This window comes from Pseudomonas sp. Au-Pse12 (genome assembly GCF_021341665.1).
Classification (GTDB): domain Bacteria; phylum Pseudomonadota; class Gammaproteobacteria; order Pseudomonadales; family Pseudomonadaceae; genus Aquipseudomonas.
This window is the reverse complement of record NZ_JAJTTH010000001.1, coordinates 813,146-834,333: the sequence shown is the minus strand read 5'-3', so window position 1 is coordinate 834,333 and position 21,188 is coordinate 813,146. Positions and strand designations below refer to the sequence as shown.

The window sequence follows — 21,188 nt, the reverse complement described above, 5'->3', positions numbered from 1 at the left end:
CGGCGCTACAGGCCGCGTTCGTCCTGGGGTTGGTAGGCCGTGTCTCGGGCCTTGCCGCGCTTGGGCGCCAGGCGTCGGCTGGCCCACACCACCAGGGCCTGGTAGGCACTGGGCAGCAGGCGCACGAACAGGTCGAGGGCATGCGCGTCACGGCCAATCAGCACCCGCCGCTTGTTCTTGCGCACCCCCAGCAGGATCACCTTGGCGGCGGTCTGCGCCGAGGTGATGAAGAGCTTTTCGAAGTCGTCCCGGGCCTGTTGTTCGTTGTCGATCAAAAAGCCCTTGACGTTGTCGCTGATGCGGCTGGTGCGGGCGATTTCGGTGCGGATGCCCCCCGGGTGCACGCAGGTGGCGGAGACCCCGTTGCCTTGCAGGTCGAGCTCCTGGCGCAGCGATTCGGTAAAACCGCGCACGGCGAACTTGGTGGCGTTGTAGCCGCTCATGCCAGGCTGGGAAAACAGCCCGAAGACGCTGGAGGTGTTGATGATGTGCCCTTCGCCCGCCTGCTTGAGGTAGGGCAGGAAGGCCTGGGTGCCGTGGACCACGCCCCAGAAGTTGACGTCGACGATCCACTCCAGGTCCGCCAGGCTCGACCCTTCCACGGTGCTCGACAGCGCGACCCCGGCGTTGTTGAAAATCAGGTTGACCTGGCCATGTTCGGCGGCGCTGGCGGCGGCCCAGGCGAACATCGCCTCGCGGTCGCCGACGTCCAGTTCCTGGCTGCTGATGCGCAGCGGCGACAGGGTTGCGGCCCGGGCCTGGGCCACGGTCTGCGCCAGGCCCTGGGGGTTCTTGTCGGCCAGCGCCAGGTGGCAGCCCTCGCGGGCCAGGGCGACGGCCAGGGCCCGGCCCATGCCAGAGGCGGCGCCGGTAATGGCGGCGACTTTACCGTTAAAGTTTTTCATCGAGGACGGCCTCTTCAAGGTTCAGTGGGCGCGCGGCGGCCGGCTGGGGCAGGTGGCGGGTCAGGTAGTCCTGCAGTTCGAAGTGCTGCAGGGTCTTCTTGAAGCTCAAGGTGGAGCCGGGCCAGAGGGTGGTGTTCTGTCCGCTGCGCGGGTCCAGGTACCAGCTGCGGCAGCCGCCAGTGGACCAGATGGCCCGGCTCAGGCGTTGTTGCAGGCGCTGGTTGTACTGGCTCTCGACCTGCGGCTTGACTTCGATGCTGGCGATCCGTTCGTGCTGCATCCGCCCCAGGGCCTTGAGGATGTAGTCCACCTGGGCCTCGATCATCAGGATCATCGAGTTGTGACCCAGGCCGGTATTGGGGCCGATGATCATGAAGAAATTCGGAAACCCCGGCAGGCAGGTGCCAAGGTAGGCGTGGGCGCCCTTGGCCCAGCTGTCTATCAGGTCCTGGCCCTGGCGGCCGAACAGCAGGCCGCGGGGAATCGGGTCGGTGGCTTGGAAACCGGTGCCGAAGATGATGCAGTCCACGCTGTGGCGGCTGCCGTCGGCGGTGACCACGGCATCGCCATCGATGCGCTGGATGTCGTCGCTGATCAGCCGCACGTTGCCCCGGGTCAGGGCCGGGTAATAGTCATTGGAAATCAGGATGCGCTTGCAGCCGATGGTGTAGTCCGGGGTCAGGCGCTGGCGCAGCAGCGGGTCCGGCACCTGCTTGCGCAGGTGGCGCAGGGCCACGCGCTGCACCACCTTCATCAGTCGTGGCCGGCGGGCGAAGGCGATGACCCGGCTTTCCAGGGCCCAGTACAGCGCCGAACGCACCAGCCGCTGAGTGAAGGGCAGGTGCTTGAAGGCCCAGCGCTCCAGGGCACCGAGTTCACGGTCGGGCTTGGGCATGATCCACGGCGGGGTGCGCTGGAACAGCGTCAACTGGGCCACCCGCGGGGCGATCTTCGGCACGAACTGGATCGCACTGGCGCCAGTGCCGATCACCGCCACCCGCTTGCCGTGCAGGGCATAGCGGTGGTCCCACTGCTGGGAGTGGAAGTGCTTGCCGGTGAAGGTCTCAAGCCCGGGAATCTGGGGGATCGCCGGGCGCGACAGGCCGCCCATGCCGGAGATCAGCACCCGAGCGGTGACTTCGCGACCGTTGCTGAAACGCAGCTGCCAGCACTCCCGGGCCTCGTCGAAGGTGGCCCGCTGCAGGCCCATGTTGAAGCGCAGGTAGGGCGCAAGGGCGAAATCCCGGGCGCAGTTTTCCAGGTATTCGCGGATTTCCGCCTGGGGCGCGAACTGCCGGGTCCAGTACGGATTGGGGGCGAAGGAAAACGAATACACGTGGGATTGCACGTCGCAGGCGCAGCCGGGGTAGTGATTGTCGCGCCAGGTGCCCCCCAGGGACGCGGCTTGTTCGGCGACGAAGAAACTCGTTGTCCCGGCTTCCTTGAGCTTGATCGCCATGCACAGCCCGGCGAAACCGGCGCCGATGATGGCGATGTCAACGACCTCGGGGTCGTTGGGTGGCGAGTACGCATTCATGGTGTGTACCTCGATTGTTATGACGCTGCTGGGTGACTTTCGTCGGTGGGTGAAAACTCAGGATTGCACAATTTAAAATAATGTTTTAAAAATTAATTTAAATAAATCACCTGAAAATGTCACCTGCGCAGGTCGCCTGTGAATATTGCGGGGCTCATCCAGGCCATGGATGAGGCGTCACAGGCAGCACCAGGCCAAGGCGGCAGCCATACACCCGGATCATTCCGATCGCGGGCCACGGCGCAGGGAAGCTGAGGGGGCGGGTTATGGAGTGGTTGCTAGCGGCAGCGGTGTTCCTGGCGGTCAGTGCGGTGCTCTGGGTTGTCAGTTTTCGCATCAACCGCCGGATTGAAAGCCAGGTTCCGATCAATGGGCGCTTTCTTGAGGTGGCGGGCGAGCGCCTTCATTACACCGACGAAGGCCGCGGCCCGGCGCTGCTGATGATCCATGGCCTGACCGGCTGCGGCCGCAACCTGACCCATTCGCTGGCCCCGCAATTGCGCGAGCGCTTCCGGGTGATCACCCTCGACCGTCCCGGTTCCGGTTATTCCACCCGCGCCCGGGGCGCGGCGGCGGACCTGCCGGCCCAGGCCAGCCTGGTGGCCAAGTTCATTCGCACCCTGGACCTGGGCCAGCCGCTGGTGCTCGGGCATTCCCTGGGCGGCGCGGTGGCGCTGTCGCTGGCCCTGGATCATCCGCAATCGGTGTCCGGGCTGATCCTGGTGGCGCCCTTGACCCATCCGCAACGCATGCTGCCCCTGGTGTTTCTGTCTCTGGGGGTACGCCCGGCGTTCCTGCGGCGCTGGATGTCCCTGACCCTGGCGGCGCCCATGGCCATGCTCGGGCGCCGCGGCCTGCTCAAGGCGGTGTTCGCCCCGGACCCGGCGCCCGAGGATTTCGCCGAACGTGGCGGCGGTCTGCTGGGGATGCGTTCGGCAAGTTTCTATAACGCCTCCAGCGAAATTGCCGTGGTCAATCGCGCCTTGCCGGGCATGGTCAAGCGCTACCCCGGGCTGCAGCTGCCGGTGGGGCTGATCTACGGTTCCGCGGACTCGGTGCTCAATTACCGCCGGCATGGCGAATCGATGGTCGGCAAGGTGCCGGGGCTGTCCCTGGAGATTGTCCAGGGCCGTGGCCACATGCTGCCCATCAGCGCCGTCGAGCGGGTGGTGGCCATGGTCCAGCACGTTGCTTCCCAGGCCGCGCCGCAGCGCAGCGCGACGATCCTGCATCCGCCGTTCGCGGCTTCAAGAGCAAGTTGAGGGCGTGGCGGGGACGGTTTCGAGCGTTCGCGCCACGGCTTTGCAAGCAGCTGTAAACGCTTCACGGGTGACATTCGAAACAAGCCGAAAAAATAGTTGACGAGCTAACGAACCCGAGCTATTTTTTTAAAAAAATGTTTTGAATGTTTTTTTTGAAAGTGCAATTGAGCGGTTAAAATAATGAAAATAACGCCATTTCACGCTTTTGTTTTTTCCTTCCTTCACGCTCGGTACGGCGCCGCCGCGCTGTCCTTTATAGCATCTCTGCCAGCGGCCATCCTGCGGAGGTTGCCATGACTGTTTCCGTGGCGGCACCCGGCGTCTGGACCGATGGCAAGCGTCACCTGTGGTGGCTCGGCACCTTACCCATGATCACACCGCTGCTGGCCGGGCTGTTCGCCCTGACCACTGGCGTCCAGGTGTTCTGGTGGAGCGGGGTGGTGGTGATCTTCGGCCTGATTCCGCTGATTGACGGCCTGATGGGGGAAGATGCCAGCAACCCGCCCGAATCCGCCGTTCCCGACCTGGAAAAACAACCCTACTACCGCTTTATCGTCTATAGCTGCGCCGTGCTCTCGGTGCTGTCCCTGGTGGTCACGGCCTGGATGGCGGTCAGCGGGGTGGACTGGATCATCGCCGGCGGCCTGCTGCAGGTGAGCCAGCAGTTGCACCTGCACGGCAGCCTGGCGAACTTCGCCACCTTCCTCACCGAGCGCGCGCAACTGCACGGCAGCGTCGGCTGGTTCACCTACCTGGGCATGGCCATGTCCACCGGCGCGGCGACCGGCATCGCCATCAACATTGCCCATGAGCTGGGGCACAAAAGTCGCGGGATGGCCAAGTTCCTGGCCAAGCTGGCGCTGGCCTCGACCTTCTACGGGCACTTCTTCGTCGAGCACAACCGCGGCCACCACGTGCGTGTGGCCACCCCGGAAGATCCGGCCAGTTCCCGCCTTGGCGAGTCGTTCTGGAGCTTTCTGCCGCGCACCGTGTGGTTCAGCCTGAGTTCGGCCTGGCACCTGGAAAGCGAGCGCCTGCGCAAGCTCGGCCTGCCGACTTTGCACTGGAAGAACGGCGTGCTCAGCGCCTGGATGTACAGCGTGGTGCTCTGGGGCGTGCTGATCGCCTGGCTGGGCGTGGCGGTGGTTCCGTTCCTGGTGATTCAAGGGATCTACGGTTTCTCGCTGCTGGAAGTGGTCAACTACGTGGAGCACTACGGCCTGCTGCGGCAGAAACAAGCCAACGGCCGCTATGAGCGCTGCTCGCCGCGCCATTCCTGGAACAGCAACCGGATCGTCACCAACATCTTCCTGTTCCAGTTGCAGCGTCACTCCGATCACCACGCCAACCCGACCCGCGCCTACCAGGCCCTGCGTCACTTCGACGAGTCGCCCCAGTTGCCCTACGGCTACGCCACCATGATCGTCTGGGCCTACGTGCCAGCACTGTGGCGGCGGCTGATGGATCACCGGGTACTGGCGCATTACTCGGGCGATGTCCGCCTGGCCAACATGCACCCGGCCAAACGCGAGCAACTGCTCAAGCACTACGGCTTCAGCAACACCGATTGAGACACCGCTCTTTAGTTCTACTGCTCACCACTTCAAGTGTTCGTGAACCGCCGGCGTTCGCCTGCAAGTCAGCCATTTGAAGGGGGAGCAGCGCAGTAGGAAGTCCTTAAACAAGTTGACCGACAACAACAATAAGCAACTGTAAGGAAGTCACGGATGTCTATTTCACCTCTGTTTACCGCCCAGTTGTTCGTGGTTCTGGTGGGGGTCTCGTTGCTGGGCGCCGCCGAAGCCGCGCGCATCGAACCGGCCAACACCGAGTTCACCGCCAAGGGCCCCATCAGTTTTGCCAAGAGCATCATCAACGCCGACTGCACCATCCAGGTCAGCGGCAAGGTCAGCCCCGACGGCAGCTTCGCCAGCGTCGAGAAAGTCGACTTCAGCGGCGGGCTCAAGTGCGGCCAGGTGGAAGCCACGCACCTGCCCTGGAAACTGATCGCCAAGGACGAGACCAGCGGCGCCATGTCCGGCATCCAGGTCACCGTGCACGCGCCCCTGGTGGGGGGTGATTGCGGGCCGAGCACCGCCGAGGGCAGCTGGAACAACAGCACCGGAAAACTCGAGGCGGCCCAGGTCAGCCTCAACGGTGGCTGCACCATCAAGACCGTATCGATCCAGATGCCGCCCACGTTCCGGGTTGCGCCCTGAAGCCCACGCAGAATCCATGGAGGGACGCTGATGAAACTGCGATTGAGTCCGGAAGTACCGGTTGTTCAAGCCGGGTCGGTATCGCCCTAGCGCGCTCCAGTACCGAATTCGGTCGAGCCCGAGAGCCGATGGCGTCATCGACCCCCTGGCAAGGCTGATAACCCCCTGGCAACTGCCTGTTGCCTAAATCTTGAGGAAAACAACAATGCAAAGCATCAAGACTCTGGTATCCGTAGCTTCCTTCGCCATCTGCCTGGGCGCCGCGTCGATGGCCAGCGCTGCGACCATTGCTCCTGCCGGTGCGACCTTCTCGGCACCGGGCACCATTTCGGTGTCTTCGCCGGCATCGTTTGGTCTCCCGGTCAATTGCAACATCAACTTCACCGGGACCGTGGCGGCCAACGGCGCCAACGCTTCGATCACCGGCGCCACCGTCAGCGGCAGCAACTCGCTGTGCAACGTGCCGGTCCTGTTGGGCCTGCCTTGGACCCTGTCTGCCTCCAGCGCCACCGCCGGCAGTGTGAGTGGGGTCAACTTCAAGATTGTGTCCAACTGCAGCAGTTCTCCGGTGGCCATCAACATCAGCTGGAACAACGCTACCAACACTCTGAGCATTCCTTCGGCGCAGACCGTTGGCAGCTGCAAGATCACTGCTCTGAGCGTCAATCCAAGCCCAGCCTTCACCGTAACGCCATGAAGTTGAGGTGACTTCAGCCTGTTGATCACTTGCTGAAAAAACAGGCGCCTCGTCAGGGGCGCCTGTTGCAGTCCCCCGGATCGGTGGTGACCGACCGCGGTCGATAATAATAAGGAGTGGGGCATGAATAATAAGAAACACAAGATCCAGACAGTCATCGGCCTGGCCATGCTGGGCGGCTTGATCAGTTCCGGGTCGGTGCAAGCGGGTGGTTTCACTACTCCAACCTATGGCACCCCTGGCTGGGGGCGGGCATTCGGTGGCGGTTCGCTGTTCAAGAATGATCCCAGCGCGGCGTACAACAACCCGGCGGCCATGGCGTTCATCGATCAGAACGTGGCGCAGATGACGGTCGATTACGCGCGGATCAAGCTCAAATACAAGGGCAATGCCTACGATTACCAAGGCAAGCCGGCTTCCAGCTCTCCGATTGACGATCCTTTCGCCCAGACTCCGATTGAAGGCAATGGCGGCGAGGGTGGTTTTACCGCCTGGTTGCCGACCGGCTTCCTGGTCATGCCGATCAATGATCGTTTTGCCTTTGGCCTGAGCCAAGTGGTTCCCATGGGCATGCGCAGCACCTGGGATAGTGACTGGAAGGGCAAGGATTTTGCGGTGGACACCAAGATCGAAACAGCGGGCGTCTCTGGCTCCTTTTCGTTCAAGGTCAACGATCAGTTCGCCCTCGGCCTGGGCGCCATCGTTCAGCACACCAGCGGCTTTGTCAGTCAGAACCTCAACTTGAGCGGCGCCGCCGGGGTCTCGCTGTTGCCGGGCGCTCCTTCGGGCGTGGGTTCCAACCTGATGCGGGTCAAGGTGGATAACACTTCCGTCGGCTGGTTTACCGGGGTGACCTGGAAACCCACCGAGCAGGACACCCTGGGCCTGAACTACCACGCCAAGATCAAGAACAAGCTGGAGGGCAAATACAATATCCGCGCCGACGCACTGGGCCGGTCGTACACCGACTCTTCTTCAGGGCCATCCCTGGTGGAACTCGCCTATCCGGGGCTCAAGCTGTATCCGGATGGCGCCAATGCTTCGGCTCAGTTGGATATTCCGGCCAGCGCCGGTATCGACTGGGTTCACGTGTTCAATGATCGCTTCACGCTTGGCGTCAGTGCGCTGTGGACACAGTGGTCTTCGTTCAAGGACCTGACGCTCAAGTCCGATGGCAATACCATCGTTTCGATCCCCTACAAATACAAAGACTCGATGATGTATTCGCTGGGCGGTGATTACCGTTTCACCGATCAGCTGACCCTGCGTGCCGGTGTGGCTTTCGATGAGACGCCGACCCGTGGCTCAACCCGTGACCCACGGATTCCGGACAATGATCGCTGGTTCACCTCGCTGGGTTTTGGTTATGACATCAAGGCCATTCCAGGGCTGACCATCGACGGCGCTTACTCACGGCAATTTGTCAAGGAAGCCCGGATCAAGACTCAGAACCAGGATCGTCTTGGCGGGTCGCGGCTGGATGGCAAAGTCGAAGCTTCGGGTGAGGTGGTCAGCCTGTCGGCAACCTATCACTTCTGATTCAAGCGCTGTTCCGGCTTGGGTGTGCGGCGGTGCGGGGCGTGAGCCCGGTATTGCCGTAGCCTGGGTTGAGGCCTTCATTTTCGTTGCTAGCTATTGTCCTCGATGACCCCGGGCTGACTCTGTTCAGCCGTTGTGCTTTGGTGAAAGCGATTAAAATATTATTTTAAAATAAAATTTGAAACGAGCTTCTTTCCTTTGTAGGGTGATCTGCAGGGGGCCGGCACAACGCCCAGGGCCCTAGTGGTCGTCTCGTTAGAACAAGAGAGGTATTCCATGATTGTCTGGTTATTGGTGGGACTTGCCGCAGCGCTCGCGCTGGCTTATCGACAGGCGACAGCCGCCCTGTGGCTGGGCGTCGGCGTGGTCTGGCTGGCGGCCGCGTATCTGTTCAACCTGGTGGGCACTCCAGGATTGACCCTCGGTGCGTTGCTGGTGGTGCTGCCGGCCGCGTTGTTGAGCGTCAAGCCGCTGCGCCGCGCGTTGCTCACGCGCCGTGCCCTGGCGATGTTTCGCAAGATCATGCCGGCCATGTCCGACACCGAGCGTGCGGCCATCGAGTCCGGCACGGTCTGGTGGGACGCCGAGCTGTTCAGCGGCAAGCCGGACTGGTCGCGCCTGGTAGGCGCCGCACCGGCCCGCCTCAGCGCCGAAGAACAGGCGTTCATGGATAACGAAGTGGAAACCCTGTGCGACATGGCCAACGACTGGGAAACCACCCAGGTCTGGCAGGACCTCTCGCCCAAGGCCTGGCAATACACCAAGGACGCCGGTTTCCTGGGGATGATCATTCCCAAGCAATACGGCGGCAAAGGTTTCTCCCACTACGCCCATTCCCAGGTGGTGATGAAGCTTTCCACCCGCTGCTCGGCGGCGGCGATCTCGGTCATGGTGCCCAACTCCCTGGGCCCGGCCGAACTGCTGCTGCACTACGGCACCGAGGCCCAGCGCCAGCATTACCTGCCGCGCCTGGCCCGGGGCGAAGACATTCCATGCTTTGCCCTGACCAGCCCCTATGCCGGTTCCGATGCCGGGGCCATTCCCGATGTCGGGGTGGTCTGCAAGGGCTCGTTCGAAGGCCAGGAAGTCCTGGGTTTTCGGGTCACCTGGGACAAGCGCTACATCACCCTGGGGCCGATCGCCACGGTGCTCGGCCTGGCGTTTCGCGCCGAAGACCCGGACGGCCTGCTGGGCACCAAGGGCAGCCTGGGGATTACCTGCGCGCTGATTCCCACCGGCCACCCGGGGGTCAATACCGGGCGTCGCCACTGGCCGCTGAACGCGGTGTTCCAGAACGGCCCGACCACCGGCAAGGAGGTGTTCATTCCCCTGGAGTGGGTGATCGGCGGTGGCGACCAGGTGGGCAATGGCTGGCGCATGCTGATGGAGTGCCTGGCCGCCGGGCGCGCGATTTCCCTGCCCTCGGCCAACGTCGGCCTGGGCAAGGTGGCGGTTCGCGGTACCACGGCCTACGCGGCGATGCGCAAGCAGTTCGGCCTGCCCATCGGCAAGTTCGAAGGGGTGCAGGCACCGCTGGCACGCATGGCCGGGCATCTGTATGCCTGCGACGCGGTGCGCAAGGTCTCGGTGGCGTCGCTGGATGCCGGCGAGAAGCCTTCGGTGATCTCGGCCATCGCCAAGTACCACGTCACCGAGCGGGCCCGGGCCATGGTCAATGACGGCATGGACATCGTCGCCGGCAAGGGCATCTGCATGGGCCCCAACAACTTCCTGGCCCGGGCCTATCAGCAAAGCCCGATCGCCATCACCGTGGAAGGCGCGAACATCATGACCCGCTGCCTGATCATCTACGGCCAGGGGCTGATCCGTTGCCATCCCTATGTGTTCCGCGAAATGGAAGCGGCGCGGGATACCGGGCGCAAGGGCCTGGAAGATTTCGACAGCGCGATGTTCGGCCATATCAGCTTCGTCTGCGCCAACACCGTGCGCGCGGCCGTGCACGCGCTGACCGGCGGGCGCCTGATCAAGGCCCCGGCCAACACCGACAAGGCCCTGGCGGCCTATTACCGGCAGATCCAGCGCCTGTCGGTGGTGCTGGCCCTGGCTTCGGACATTTCCATGGGCGTGCTGGGCGGTGCCCTCAAGCGCAAGGAAAGCATCACCGGGCGCCTGGGCGACATTCTGTCCCAGCTGTACATCCTGTCCTGCGTCTTGAAACGCTTCGAGGACGACGGCCGGCCGCAAGCCGACCTGCCGCTGGTGCATTGGGCCGCGCAGGACTGCCTGCTGCGGGCCCATGAAGCCCTGGCCGAAGTGCTGGACAACTACCCGTCCAGGGCGGCTGCGCGGATCATTCGTGGCCTGAGCTTTCCCCTGGGCATTCCCCAGCGCAAACCCTCGGATCGCCTGCTGGCGCAAGTGGCCGAGCTGGTGCAGACCCCTGGCCCGACCCGTGACCGCCTGCTGGCCGACTCCTACATCCCGCAGCCGGACATCGACAAGCTGGCCTATGGCGAACTGGCGTTCCGCCTGCAGCCGCAGGTGGACCTGATCGAGGCGCGGCTCAAGCCGGCGATCAAGCAGGGCGTCCTGGCACCGCTGCCGATCTCCCGCGAGTCCTTCGTGATCTGGCGGGTCAAGGCCCTGGAGCTGCAACTGATCAGCGCGGACGAGGACGAGCTGCTGGGGCGCTACGTGGAATACGGCGACCACGCGATTCAGGTCGACGACTTCCCCCAGGACTTCGGTCTGCTCGAAGCGCTGCAACAGCGTCAGGCGCACTTCGAGCAAAGCGCCAGGCCGGCTTCGCGCAAACGCGCGGCCAGCAGCGAAGACGCGGTGGCCGCCAGCGATTCGGCCTATTGACCCTCTACTGGATTGGATCGGGATCTCTTTATGTCTGACGGTTATCTTTCGTTCGTCAATTCCGGGTGGGGCCGCTGGCTGGCCCAGCGTACCGGCCTGCCGCAACCGGTGCCGCTGCAACGCCACCGCGAGGGGCAGGGCGGCAACCTGATCAACCCGGTGGTCCTCGCTGCGGCGCCCGAGGGGCGCCTGTTGGGCGAGCTGCAACGGATCTTCGCCGCCACCGACACCGTGGCAGCCCAGGCCGCGAGCATCACCGCGCCTTCCACGGTGAAGGTTCAGGGCCTGGTGTTCGACGCCAGCGGGCTGGCCAACATCGCCCAGCTCGACGAGCTGTACCGCTTTTTCCACGCCAATGTGCGGCGTTTGAGCGCCCACGGCCGGGTGCTGGTGCTGGGCACGCCACCGGAGCATTGCAAGGCGCTGGCCCAGGCGGTGGCGCAACGGGCGCTGGAAGGGTTCGTGCGCTCCCTGGGCAAGGAGCTGCGGCGCGCCATCACGGCGCAGTTGCTGTACGTCGAACCCGGCGCCGAGGCTGAACTGGACAGCAGCCTGCGCTTCTTCCTGTCGCGCCGCTCGGCGTATGTCTCGGGCCAGGTGGTGCGCATCGGCGAGCCGGTGGAAGTGCCCCGGCACATCGATTGGGAGCAGCCCCTGGGCGGCCGTCGGGCGCTGGTGACCGGTGCCTGTCGCGGCATCGGCCTGGCCATCGCCCAGGTCCTGGCCCGGGAGGGCGCCCAGGTGGTGTGCCTGGACATTCCCCAGAGCGAGGCCGAGTTGCAGCAGGCGGCGGCCGGCATCAAGGGCAGCGCCCTGGCCCTGGACATCACCGCGGCCAATGCCGGGCAGCGCCTGCTGGAGTTCACCGGCGAGCACGGGGCCTTCGATATCGTCGTGCACAACGCCGGCATCACCCAGGACAAGACCCTGGCGAAGATGACCGAGGCGGCATGGCGCAAGGTCATGGCGGTCAACCTGGAGGCGCCGCTGCTGCTCAGCCAGGCGCTGCTCGAAGGCCAGGGCCTCAATCCCGGCGGGCGCATTGTCTGCGTCTCGTCGATTTCCGGCATCGCCGGCAACCTCGGGCAGAGCAACTACGCCACGTCCAAGGCCGGGGTCATTGGCCTGGTGCAGCACCTGGCGCCCCTGGCGGCGCGCCAGCAGATCACCGTCAATGGCGTGGCCCCGGGGTTCATCGAAACCCAGATGACCGCGAAGATCCCGCTGCTGATCCGCGAGGCCGGGCGGCGCATGAACTCGATGAACCAGGGCGGGCAGGCCGTGGACGTGGCGCAAACTATCGCCTGGCTGGCCCATCCGGCGTCCGGCGGGATCAATGGACAGGTGGTCCGCGTCTGCGGGCAAAGCCTGCTGGGGGCCTGAGCCATGAATGCCGACGCTGCCATTCGCATCATCGAACCGCCACCGTCTCGCGGCCAACTGCTCTACGACGGCATCCGCAGCCTGCGCAAGCCCAAGCTGGACGCCGCGCCCGCCTTGCCGGCCCAGCGCCTGGTGCGCCCGGCGGTGGAGCTGCAGGCCGCCGAAATTGGCCGCTATGCCCAGGCCTGCGGCTTTCGCCGGGAACACGGGGTGCCGCTGGCGTTTCCCCATACCCTGGCGTTTCCCTTGCACCTGTTGCTGCTGACCGACCGCAGGTTTCCCTACCCGGCCAGCGGCATGGTTCACCTGGCCAACCGCATCCGTCAGTACCAGAAGCTGGAGGAGGGCCAGGCCCTGCGCCTGGAAGTGTTCGCCGAGCGCTGGCTGGCCCATCCCAAGGGGCAGGCGCTGTCGATTGCCACTCGGGCCCACAGTGGCGGCAGCCTGGTCTGGGAAAGCGACAGCCTGTATTTGCGCCGTGGCGTGCCCAGCCCGATCGGCGAGCCCTGGGAGGGCGCGCTGAAGCTGGATGACGCGGCCCTGATTCGCACCCAGCGCTGGACCCTGGGGGGCGATCTGGGACGGCGTTTCGCCCAGGTCAGCGGCGACTTCAACCCGATTCACACCTCCTGGCTCGGTGCCCGCCTGTTCGGCTTCCGCCGGCCCATCGCCCATGGCATGTGGACCCTGGGCCGGGCCCTGGCCGCCCAGCAACCGCCCCATCCACTGGCGGCGGCGGAGCTGGACTGCGAGTTCAAGCTGCCGATCTTCCTGCCGGCCGCGGTGACCCTGTGGAACCGCCTGCCGGATGGCCCACGCCATGAGTTCGAAGTGCGCAATAACGCGGGGGACAAGCCCCATATGCGCGGTCTATTTATTGGGGGAGCTCGTTGATGGCTGAGTACAGTTTCAATCCGGCGCCGGTGCGCCGGGTGGCGATCCTGGGCGGTAACCGGATTCCGTTCGCCCGCTCCAACACGGTGTATGCCAACGACAGCAACCAGGACCTGTTGGTGGCGGCGTTGCAGGGGCTGGTGGATCGCTACGGCCTGTCCGGCCAGCGCCTGGGAGAGTTCGCCGCGGGGGCGGTGATCAAGCATTCCCGGGATTTCAACCTGGCCCGGGAAAGCCTGCTGTCCACCACCTTGTCGCCACAGACCCCAGCCTACGATGTGCAGCAGGCCTGTGGCACCGGGCTGGAGGCGGCGTTGCTGGTGGCCAACAAGATCGCCCTGGGGCAAATAGAGGTGGGCATCGCCGGTGGCGCCGACACCACCTCCGACGCGCCCATCGGCATCAACGAAGGCCTGCGCCGGACCTTGCTCCAGGCCAACCGCGCCAAGGGCACCGGCAACAAGCTGCGCAGCCTGCTCAAGGTACGCCCGGGGATGTTCTTCAAGCCGCTGCTGCCGCGCAACGGCGAGCCGCGCACCGGGCTGTCCATGGGCGAGCACTGCGAGGAAATGGCCAAGCGCTGGCAGATCAAGCGCCTGGCCCAGGATGAGCTGGCGCTGACCAGCCACTATCAGCTGAACGCGGCTTACCAGCGTGGTTTCTTCGATGACCTGATCACCCCGTATCGCGGCCTGACGCGCGACAACAACCTGCGGGCCGACGCCAGCCTGGAGAAACTCGCCGGCCTGGGCCCGGCCTATGACCGCCACAACGGCACGCTGACCGCCGGCAACTCGACCCCGCTCACCGACGGTGCCTCGGTGGTGCTGCTGGCCAGCGAAGACTGGGCCGCCGCCAACAACCTGCCGGTGCTGGCCTACCTGCGCACCGGGGAAACCGCCGCGGTGAATTTTGTCGACGGCAGCGAAGGGCTGCTGATGGCCCCGGCCTACGCCGTGCCACGGATGCTGGCCCGGGAAGGGCTGGGCCTGGGGGATTTCGACTTCTACGAGATTCACGAAGCCTTTGCCGCCCAGGTGCTGTGCACCCTCAAGGCCTGGGAAGACGCCGATTACTGCCGGGAAAAACTCGGCCTCGAAGGGCCACTGGGCAGCATCGAGCGCAGCAAGCTCAACGTCAACGGCGGCTCCCTGGGCTGCGGGCACCCGTTCGCCGCCACCGGCGGGCGGCAACTGGCCACCCTGGCCAAGGCGATCCATGAGCGCGGCGGTGGCCGAGGGCTGATTTCCATCTGTGCAGCAGGCGGGCTGGGCGTAACCGCCATCGTCGAAAAATAAAATAACAAGGAGACTGCCAATGAGTGTCGTGAGCCTGCAACCCGCCGAGCGTATCTGGCTGAACGCCTACCTGCCGGGGGTGCCCAGCGATATCGAGGCCGACATCGACCGCTACCCGTCGTTGCGGGAAGTGTTCCTCGAGCACGTGGACAAGTACCGCCAGCGGGTGGCCTATGTGAGCATCGGCACCGAAATGGGCTACGACCTGTGGGAAAAGCGAGTGTTCGCCTTCGCCGCCTGGTTGCAATCCAAAGGGGTGAAGAAGGGCGATCGGGTGGCGTTGATGATGCCCAACTGCCTGCAATACCCGATCTGCCTGTTCGGCACCTTGCTGGCGGGGGCCGTGGTGGTCAACGTCAACCCGCTGTACACGGCTCACGAACTGCGGCACCTGCTCAAGGACAGCGGCGCCGAGACGGTGGTGATCTTCGAGAACTTCGCCCACACCCTGGAACAGGCAATGCCGGGCAGCCGCCTGAAGAACATCGTGGTGGCCGCCATCGGCGACCTGCTGGGCACCTTCAAGGGCGCGGCGCTGAACTTCGCCCTGCGCCATGTGCAGAAGCAAGTGCCCAAGTTCAACCTGCCGGGGGCCATCCGCTTCCCGGCAATGATGAAGCTGGCCAGCGTGCTGGAGCATCGCCCGGTGGAGCTCAAGCAGGATGACATCGCCTTCCTGCAATACACCGGCGGCACCACCGGCGATGCCAAGGGCGCCATGCTCAGCCATCGCAACATCCTCGCCAACTTGATGCAGGCCAAGGCCTGGGTCGGCGATCAGCTGGACGAGAACCAGCAGGAAACAAACGTCACCTTGCTGCCGCTGTACCACGTGCTGTCGCTGACGGTGAACTGCCTGATGTTCATGTGCCTGGGCGGGCGCAACATCCTCATCGCCAACCCGCGAGACGTGAAGCGGGTGCAGATGATCCTGCGCAAGGAAAAGTTCAGCGGCATCGTCGGGGTCAACACCCTGTTCAACGGCTTGCTGGAGAACGAAGAGTTTCGCGGGCGGGACTTCTCCGACCTGAAACTGGCCATCGCCGGCGGCATGGCCACCCATACTGCGGTGGCGCGGCGCTGGAAGGAGGTCACCGGGGTGCCGATCATCGAAGGCTATGGCCTCACCGAGTGCTCGCCGGTGGTGAGCATCAGCCCGATCGACATCGCGCGCATGCGCGAGGGCGATTTCACCGGGACCATCGGTGTGCCGCTGCCGTCGACCTGGGTGCGCTTTGTGCGCGAGGACGGCGAACTGGCGGAGCTGGGCGAGGAGGGTGAGTTGCAGGTGCGTGGCCCCCAGGTGATGAAGGGCTACTGGCAGCGCCCGGAAGAAACCGCCAAGGTCCTCGACCGTCACGGCTGGCTGTCCACCGGGGACATCGGGGTGATGAACGAGCAGGGCTTCATCCGCCTAGTGGACCGCAAGAAAGACATGATCCTGGTCTCCGGTTTCAACGTGTACCCCAACGAGATCGAGGACGTGGTGGCGTTGCACCCGGGGGTTGCGGAAGTGGCGGCGATCGGTGTCGAGGACCAGGTGACGGGCGAGAAGGTGAAGATCTTCGTGGTGCGCAAGGACCCGAACCTGACCCAGGAGCAGTTGCTGGCCCACTGCCGCGAGTACCTCACCGGCTACAAGGTGCCGCGCTACGTCGAGTTCCGCACCGAAGAGTTGCCCAAGACCACCGTCGGCAAGGTCCTGCGTCGCGCCCTGCGTTGAGGCCCTGAGGCAGTGGCTACCCACTGAGGTTGGTGTAGCCGCTGCCGCAGGCTGCGAACGGCCCGCAGGGATGCAAGAAGCCCGAGGGCGCTAGAGGCTCTTCGGGCAATCACCCGGCAAGCCTGCGCCTACAAGGCGTTGGGCAAGCGCACCTGGCCGGGTTGCAGGCCAAACACTTCCACACCTTCCGGGGTCGATTGGCCCACGGTCACCGGCACGCGCTGGCTTGGCTGGTCGGATGCCGCCCGGTACTCCACGCTCAGGCCGTCCGCGGCCCGCTGGATCGCCGCGGGCGGCACTACGATCGCCTGGTCGTTGCGGTAGGTGATGATGGTCAGCCGCGCGCTCATGCCCAGGCGCACCCGTTGCAGTTGCTCGCGGCTGAGCTTGGGTATCGACAGGCTCACCGGGAACTGCGCGCTGCCGCCGGAGGCGTCCCCCGGCAAGGCCAGGCTGCTGACGATATCGACCACGCCACTGAGGCGCTCGCCGTCGAAGCCGTCGCCGAGGATCTCGACGCTCTGGCCCGGGTGCAGTTGGTTGATGTCCAGCTCCGAAACCTTGCTGACGATCTTCAATTGCTCGATGTTGGCCAGGCCGAACAGCACCTGGCCCTGGCCGACCTTGCTGCCGGTCTGCACCGGGCCGGCGCTGGCAGTGGCATTCGGTAACAGGGTGATGCCCGGCGCCGGAACCACAATGCCGGTAAACGGGGCGAGGATGTCCTTGCCCGCCAGCAGGATGCGCAGGGCTTCGTACTTGACCGTGGCGTTGGTCAGTTCCATCTCGGCGATCTGCCGGTATTCTCCCTTGCCCTGGTCCAGCGCTTGCTGCAATTCGCCCTCGGCCGCGGAAAGGTCCAGGCGCTGGGTCTGCAGTTGCTGGGTCAGGTCATCCAGCTCATTGCGCGGAATGATCCCGCGGGTGAACAGGTTCTGGCTCTCGTTGAGCTTGCGTTCGGAGTTGCCGACCGTCATCTGCGAGGTGCGCAGGGCGCGGCGTGCCCGGGCCACCTGGGGGCTGTTGCTCCAGTCCTGCAGCTCCTGCACGGTGCGCCGGGCCTTGAGCTGTGTCGACAGGGCCTCGCGCAGCTGGATCTCGATCAGGCTCGGGTCCATTTTCAACAAGGTCTGGCCGACCTCGACCCGCTGCCCCTGTTCCACCAGGTTGGCCAGGACATTGCCGTCGAAAGGCGCCGTCAGGCTGATGGTCCGCTGCGGTTCGATCTTGCCCACCAGGCCGATCTGATGCACCAGCGGGGCGCTTTTGACCTCGACCCAAGGCTGCGCCTCGACGGCGGAACCGGCCGGGGTCCTGAAACTGAGCAGGCCGGCGCCGGCCACCAGCAGCAGGCCCGCGACCACGGCGACCCGCACATAGCCTGCGCGCGAGCTGTTTTGATCAGTAGTCATTGAGCGCAATGTCCCAGGTCTCCAAGGTCATGCCCAGGGTCAGATCCAGCTGGCTCTGGGCGTTGAGGTAGGCGATGAGCGCGTTCAGGCGGGCGTTCTCGCTGTTGCGCAGGTCGCTCTCGTAGCTCAGCACCTGGAAGTTGCTGGAGCGGCCTGCGCTGAGCTTTTCCCGCTCGATCTCCAGCTTGCGCTTGGACAGCTCGACGGCGCGCTGGGAGATTTCATACTGGCGCCAGCGGGTGCCCAGGTCGCGCACCACATCGTTGACGCTGCGTTCCAGGGCCTGGCGCGCGTCGGCCTGGACCAGCGCCTGGTTCTCCACGTCGACCCGGGCGTGGACTTCCGCCTGGCGAGTGCTCAGGTCGCCGATCGGGATCTGCACCTGAACGCCGGCATAACTGTCCCAGCTGCGCCCGCTACCGTTGCCGGTGTCATTGTCGAAACGGTTGCGCACCTGGTTGGCCCCGGCCACCAGGGAGACGTCCCAACGGCTCTGGTCCTTGGCCATGATCAGGTTCAGGTCGGCCTGCTGGCTGCCCAGCAGCGTCGCCAGGTAAGTGGGTTGCTGGGCCTGGGCCATGCGCAAGGCGTCCTGCTGTTCGATGCTGATGCGCGCAGCCTGCAGGGCGTCGCTGGCGCGGATCCGGGTCGACAGGTCCAGGGCCAGAAGGCGCAGCAGCGACAGGCGGTTGATGTCCACCTGATTGCGCGCTTCCTCGACCCCCAGTTCCTGGCTGGCGATATCGGCTTCGGTTTGCACGATCTCGAACTCCGCCATGCGTCCGGCGGCGATCAGCGCTTTGTTCACCTGCAGCAGGGCATTGGCGCGCTTGAGCGCGTCTTGCACGATGCTCAGTTGCTCCTGGGCCCGCAGCAGCTCGCGGTAGGCGGAGATGATGTCAGTGATGGTCTGCGCCACGTTGGCCTTGAGGTTGAGCCGGTAGGCCTGCTCATTGATCCGCGCCAGGCGCAGCGGAGCGGTGGTCACGTCCCAGCCGGCCCCCCTGAGCAAGGGCTGGATGATGGCCAGGTCCAGGCCATCGCGGCGGTAATAGCCAGCGTGGTTGGCGTTGTTCAGCTCCTGGCGCCAGGCCATGCTCAGGCGCGTGCCGTACTCCCCGAGCAGGCTGGTGGTGGGGTTGAGCGTGGCGTTGCGTACACCGTCGTTGCTGCCCCGGTTGGCCTGGTAGGTGCCACTGAGCAGCAGCTTGGGGTTGAAGGCATCTTCCGATACCCGCAGGTCGAACTTCTGCGCCACTCGTTGCAGGTAGGCGCTGCGAATCCCGCGGTTGTTGCGCAGCCCCAGGTACACCGCGTCGCCCAGGCTCAGGTCGGTCTGCTGCTGGCTGAGCAGCGCGCTGCGGTTGTAGCTGCTGCGCAGGCTCGGAGCCGACGCCTGGCTGGCGACATTCATCTCCCGGGCCGCGGCCTGGCTCAGCGGGTTGAGCAAGCACAGCAGCAGGCACGGCAGCAGGGCGGCACGACGCGCACGATCATTCATCCCGCAGGGCCTCCACCGGTTGCAGGCGCGAGGCCGAGATGGCGGGGTAGAGGCCGAAAAACAGCCCGATCAGCAAGGTGCTGCCGATGCCCAGGGGCAGGGACGCGGAGGCCAGGGAGAAGGTCCAGCCCGAGACGCGGGCATAGAGGTAGGCGGCGCTCATGCCCAGCACCGCACCGGACAGGGCGCCCACCGCCGTCAGGGTCACCGCTTCGAGCAGGAACAGATTGCGGATGTCCCGACGCCGGGCCCCCAGGGCCATGCGGATGCCGATCTCCCGGCGGCGCTCGGAGACGTTCATCAGCATCACGTTCATCACCCCGACCCCGCCGCCCACCAGCGAGATGCCGCCCAGGGCCATCAGCAGGTAACCGAAAGTGCGGCTTTGCCGGGTCATGCCGTCGATGATCTTTTGCGGCACTTGCACCTCGACATTGCGCCCGGGCAGCAGCTGCTTCAGGGCATCGCCCAGGGCCTGCGCCAGCTGATTCATGTCCTGGGCCGGCGCGGCGCGGACGATCAGGTTGCTGATCTGCGGTGCCGAGGCCACCCGGCGCATGCCCGGCAGCGGGATGAACAGCGATTCGTTGGTCTGTACCGGGATCAGCACGGCGGCGGGTTGATCGCGCAGGATGCCAATGACCTGGAACAGGTAGTCGTTGATGCGGATCCTGTCCCCCAGGCGCAGGGGAGCATCGGGTTGGCTCAGGGCCTGGGCAATGTGTTCGCCTACCACCGCATAGGTTTCGCCGGCGTCGAACTCCGACAGAAAGCGCCCTTCGCGCAACTGCAGGCGCATCGCCTCGGCCAGTTGCGCGGTGCTGCCCACCAGGTTGGCGTTGCTGGTTCTGCCCTGGTAGACCACCGGCCCGCTGAACAGCGCCACCGGGGCGATGTGCATCAGGCCTGGCAGCTGCCGGTACAGGCGCTCGATATCCAGGGTCGGGGGCATCGGATTGCGGTTGGCCGAGGAGTCGGGGAACTGCACGGCCAGGGTGTCGGTGCCCATGTCCTGGAAGATCGCCGCGGCGTCCTCGGCGGCGTTGTGGCCGATGTTGATCAGCGCCACCACCGATGAACTGCCGATGACGATGCCGAGCAAGGCCAGGATCGAGCGTTTGCCCAGGGTGCGCAGGCTGACGAAGGCTTCATGCAGCAACTGGCTGGCGCTTTGCTCGACCTTGAGGCTCATGCCGGGCAGGCCTCCTGCACCACGCCATTGGTGACGCGAATCTGCCGTTCCAGGCGCTGGGCGATGTTCGGGTCGTGGGTGACGATGATCAGGGTGACCTGGCGCTCGCGGTTCAATGCCAGCAGCAGGTCCATGATGTCCCGGGCGGTGTGGCTGTCGAGGTTGCCGGTGGGTTCGTCGGCGAGAATCACCGAGGGTTCGCCCACCAGCGCCCGGGCAATCGCCACGCGCTGGCGCTGGCCGCCGGAGAGGTCGGCGGGGCGGTGGTCGGCGCGCTGGCCGAGGCCCACCTGGTCGAGCATGTGCATGGCCCGGTCGAGGGATTCCCGACGGGCCACGCCACGGTAGCTCAGGGGCAGGGCCACGTTGTCCAGGGCACTGAGGCGGGGCAGCAGGTTGAAACTCTGGAACACGAAGCCGATCTGCTGGTTGCGGATCGCCGCCAGCTGGTCGGGGCTGGCGCGAAAGATATCGTGGCCGGCGAAGCGGTAGTCACCGCTGTCGGGCAAATCCAGCAGGCCGAGGATGTTCAGCAGGGTGCTCTTGCCGGAGCCGGAGGCACCGAGAATGGCGCAGCTTTCACCGACTTCGATGGACAGGGAAACGTTCTTGAGAATATGGAGCGGTTGCTCCGCCAGCCGATAGCTCTTGCCTATGCCCTGCAGGGAGATAAAACCTTGCTCGATTATCGTCTCTGTCATCGCTTACCGCGCCGGCTGGCTCGACTGCCTGCTTGAACGGAACGGGGCGCATGGATCGCGCAACAGCGCTGTTCAGGGGCAGGGTCAAGCTCTGGTTTT

The 21,188-nt window shown here is 65.0% G+C and carries 16 protein-coding genes; 10 read left to right on the top strand and 6 right to left on the bottom strand.

What is annotated here, in order from left to right; translation table 11 throughout:
* Positions 1–5: 5 nt before the first annotated feature.
* Both LXM55_RS03640 and LXM55_RS03635 read right to left on the bottom strand, forming a co-directional pair.
* Positions 6–905 carry an SDR family NAD(P)-dependent oxidoreductase gene (locus LXM55_RS03640; protein WP_233318656.1) on the bottom strand — a complete coding sequence of 300 codons (900 nt, stop codon included), beginning with the start codon at positions 903–905 and terminating at the stop codon, positions 6–8.
* The gene (locus tag LXM55_RS03635) at positions 892–2,442 is read right to left on the bottom strand and encodes a flavin-containing monooxygenase (RefSeq protein ID WP_233318654.1); all 1,551 of its coding nucleotides are present in this window, start codon (positions 2,440–2,442) and stop codon (positions 892–894) included. The genes LXM55_RS03640 and LXM55_RS03635 overlap by 14 nt, the downstream gene beginning before the upstream one ends.
* A 266-nt stretch (positions 2,443–2,708) precedes the next feature.
* On the opposite strand from LXM55_RS03635, the gene LXM55_RS03630 reads away from it, so the two are divergent.
* From LXM55_RS03630 to LXM55_RS03585, 10 genes are all read left to right on the top strand, one after another.
* Positions 2,709–3,704 carry an alpha/beta fold hydrolase gene (locus LXM55_RS03630; RefSeq protein WP_233318653.1) on the top strand — a complete coding sequence of 332 codons (996 nt, stop codon included), beginning with the start codon at positions 2,709–2,711 and terminating at the stop codon, positions 3,702–3,704.
* Between the two features lie 293 nt (positions 3,705–3,997).
* Positions 3,998–5,275 (top strand): alkane 1-monooxygenase, encoded by a 1,278-nt coding sequence (locus LXM55_RS03625; RefSeq protein WP_233318651.1) that lies wholly within the window; start codon positions 3,998–4,000, stop codon positions 5,273–5,275.
* Positions 5,276–5,431: 156 nt separating this feature from the next.
* On the top strand, positions 5,432–5,923 hold the full coding sequence (gene praA, locus LXM55_RS03620) for an alkane oxidation protein activator PraA (protein ID WP_233318649.1): 492 nt from the start codon (positions 5,432–5,434) through the stop codon (positions 5,921–5,923).
* 205 nt (positions 5,924–6,128) lie between these two features.
* Complete coding sequence (gene praB / locus LXM55_RS03615; RefSeq protein WP_233318647.1) at positions 6,129–6,620, top strand: alkane oxidation protein activator PraB; 492 nt, start codon at positions 6,129–6,131, stop codon at positions 6,618–6,620.
* A 123-nt stretch (positions 6,621–6,743) separates the two neighbouring features.
* Positions 6,744–8,159, top strand: coding sequence for an outer membrane protein transport protein (locus LXM55_RS03610; protein ID WP_233318645.1), 1,416 nt, complete (start codon positions 6,744–6,746; stop codon positions 8,157–8,159).
* Between the two features lie 276 nt (positions 8,160–8,435).
* Positions 8,436–10,985 carry an acyl-CoA dehydrogenase gene (locus LXM55_RS03605; protein WP_233318643.1) on the top strand — a complete coding sequence of 850 codons (2,550 nt, stop codon included), beginning with the start codon at positions 8,436–8,438 and terminating at the stop codon, positions 10,983–10,985.
* Positions 10,986–11,015: 30 nt separating this feature from the next.
* The gene (locus LXM55_RS03600; RefSeq protein WP_233318640.1) at positions 11,016–12,368 is read left to right on the top strand and encodes a 3-oxoacyl-ACP reductase; all 1,353 of its coding nucleotides are present in this window, start codon (positions 11,016–11,018) and stop codon (positions 12,366–12,368) included.
* A gap of 3 nt (positions 12,369–12,371) precedes the next feature.
* Complete coding sequence (locus LXM55_RS03595; RefSeq protein WP_233318639.1) at positions 12,372–13,262, top strand: MaoC family dehydratase; 891 nt, start codon at positions 12,372–12,374, stop codon at positions 13,260–13,262.
* Positions 13,262–14,560, top strand: coding sequence for an acetyl-CoA C-acetyltransferase (locus LXM55_RS03590; protein WP_233318637.1), 1,299 nt, complete (start codon positions 13,262–13,264; stop codon positions 14,558–14,560). The genes LXM55_RS03595 and LXM55_RS03590 overlap by 1 nt, the downstream gene beginning before the upstream one ends.
* Positions 14,561–14,579: 19 nt before the next feature.
* Positions 14,580–16,283 carry an AMP-binding protein gene (locus LXM55_RS03585; RefSeq protein ID WP_233318635.1) on the top strand — a complete coding sequence of 568 codons (1,704 nt, stop codon included), beginning with the start codon at positions 14,580–14,582 and terminating at the stop codon, positions 16,281–16,283.
* Between the two features lie 128 nt (positions 16,284–16,411).
* Here the strand turns inward: LXM55_RS03585 and LXM55_RS03580 are convergent, their stop codons facing one another.
* The 4 genes from LXM55_RS03580 to LXM55_RS03565 are packed head-to-tail and all read right to left on the bottom strand — an operon-like array spanning position 16,412 to position 21,089.
* Positions 16,412–17,695, bottom strand: coding sequence for an efflux RND transporter periplasmic adaptor subunit (locus LXM55_RS03580; protein WP_233318632.1), 1,284 nt, complete (start codon positions 17,693–17,695; stop codon positions 16,412–16,414).
* On the bottom strand, positions 17,685–19,196 hold the full coding sequence (locus LXM55_RS03575; protein WP_442799724.1) for a TolC family protein: 1,512 nt from the start codon (positions 19,194–19,196) through the stop codon (positions 17,685–17,687). The genes LXM55_RS03580 and LXM55_RS03575 overlap by 11 nt, the downstream gene beginning before the upstream one ends.
* The gene (locus tag LXM55_RS03570; RefSeq protein ID WP_233318629.1) at positions 19,189–20,388 is read right to left on the bottom strand and encodes an ABC transporter permease; all 1,200 of its coding nucleotides are present in this window, start codon (positions 20,386–20,388) and stop codon (positions 19,189–19,191) included. The genes LXM55_RS03575 and LXM55_RS03570 overlap by 8 nt, the downstream gene beginning before the upstream one ends.
* The gene (locus tag LXM55_RS03565; protein WP_233318627.1) at positions 20,385–21,089 is read right to left on the bottom strand and encodes an ABC transporter ATP-binding protein; all 705 of its coding nucleotides are present in this window, start codon (positions 21,087–21,089) and stop codon (positions 20,385–20,387) included. Before LXM55_RS03565 ends, LXM55_RS03570 begins: the two co-directional genes overlap by 4 nt.
* Positions 21,090–21,188 lie beyond the last annotated feature (99 nt).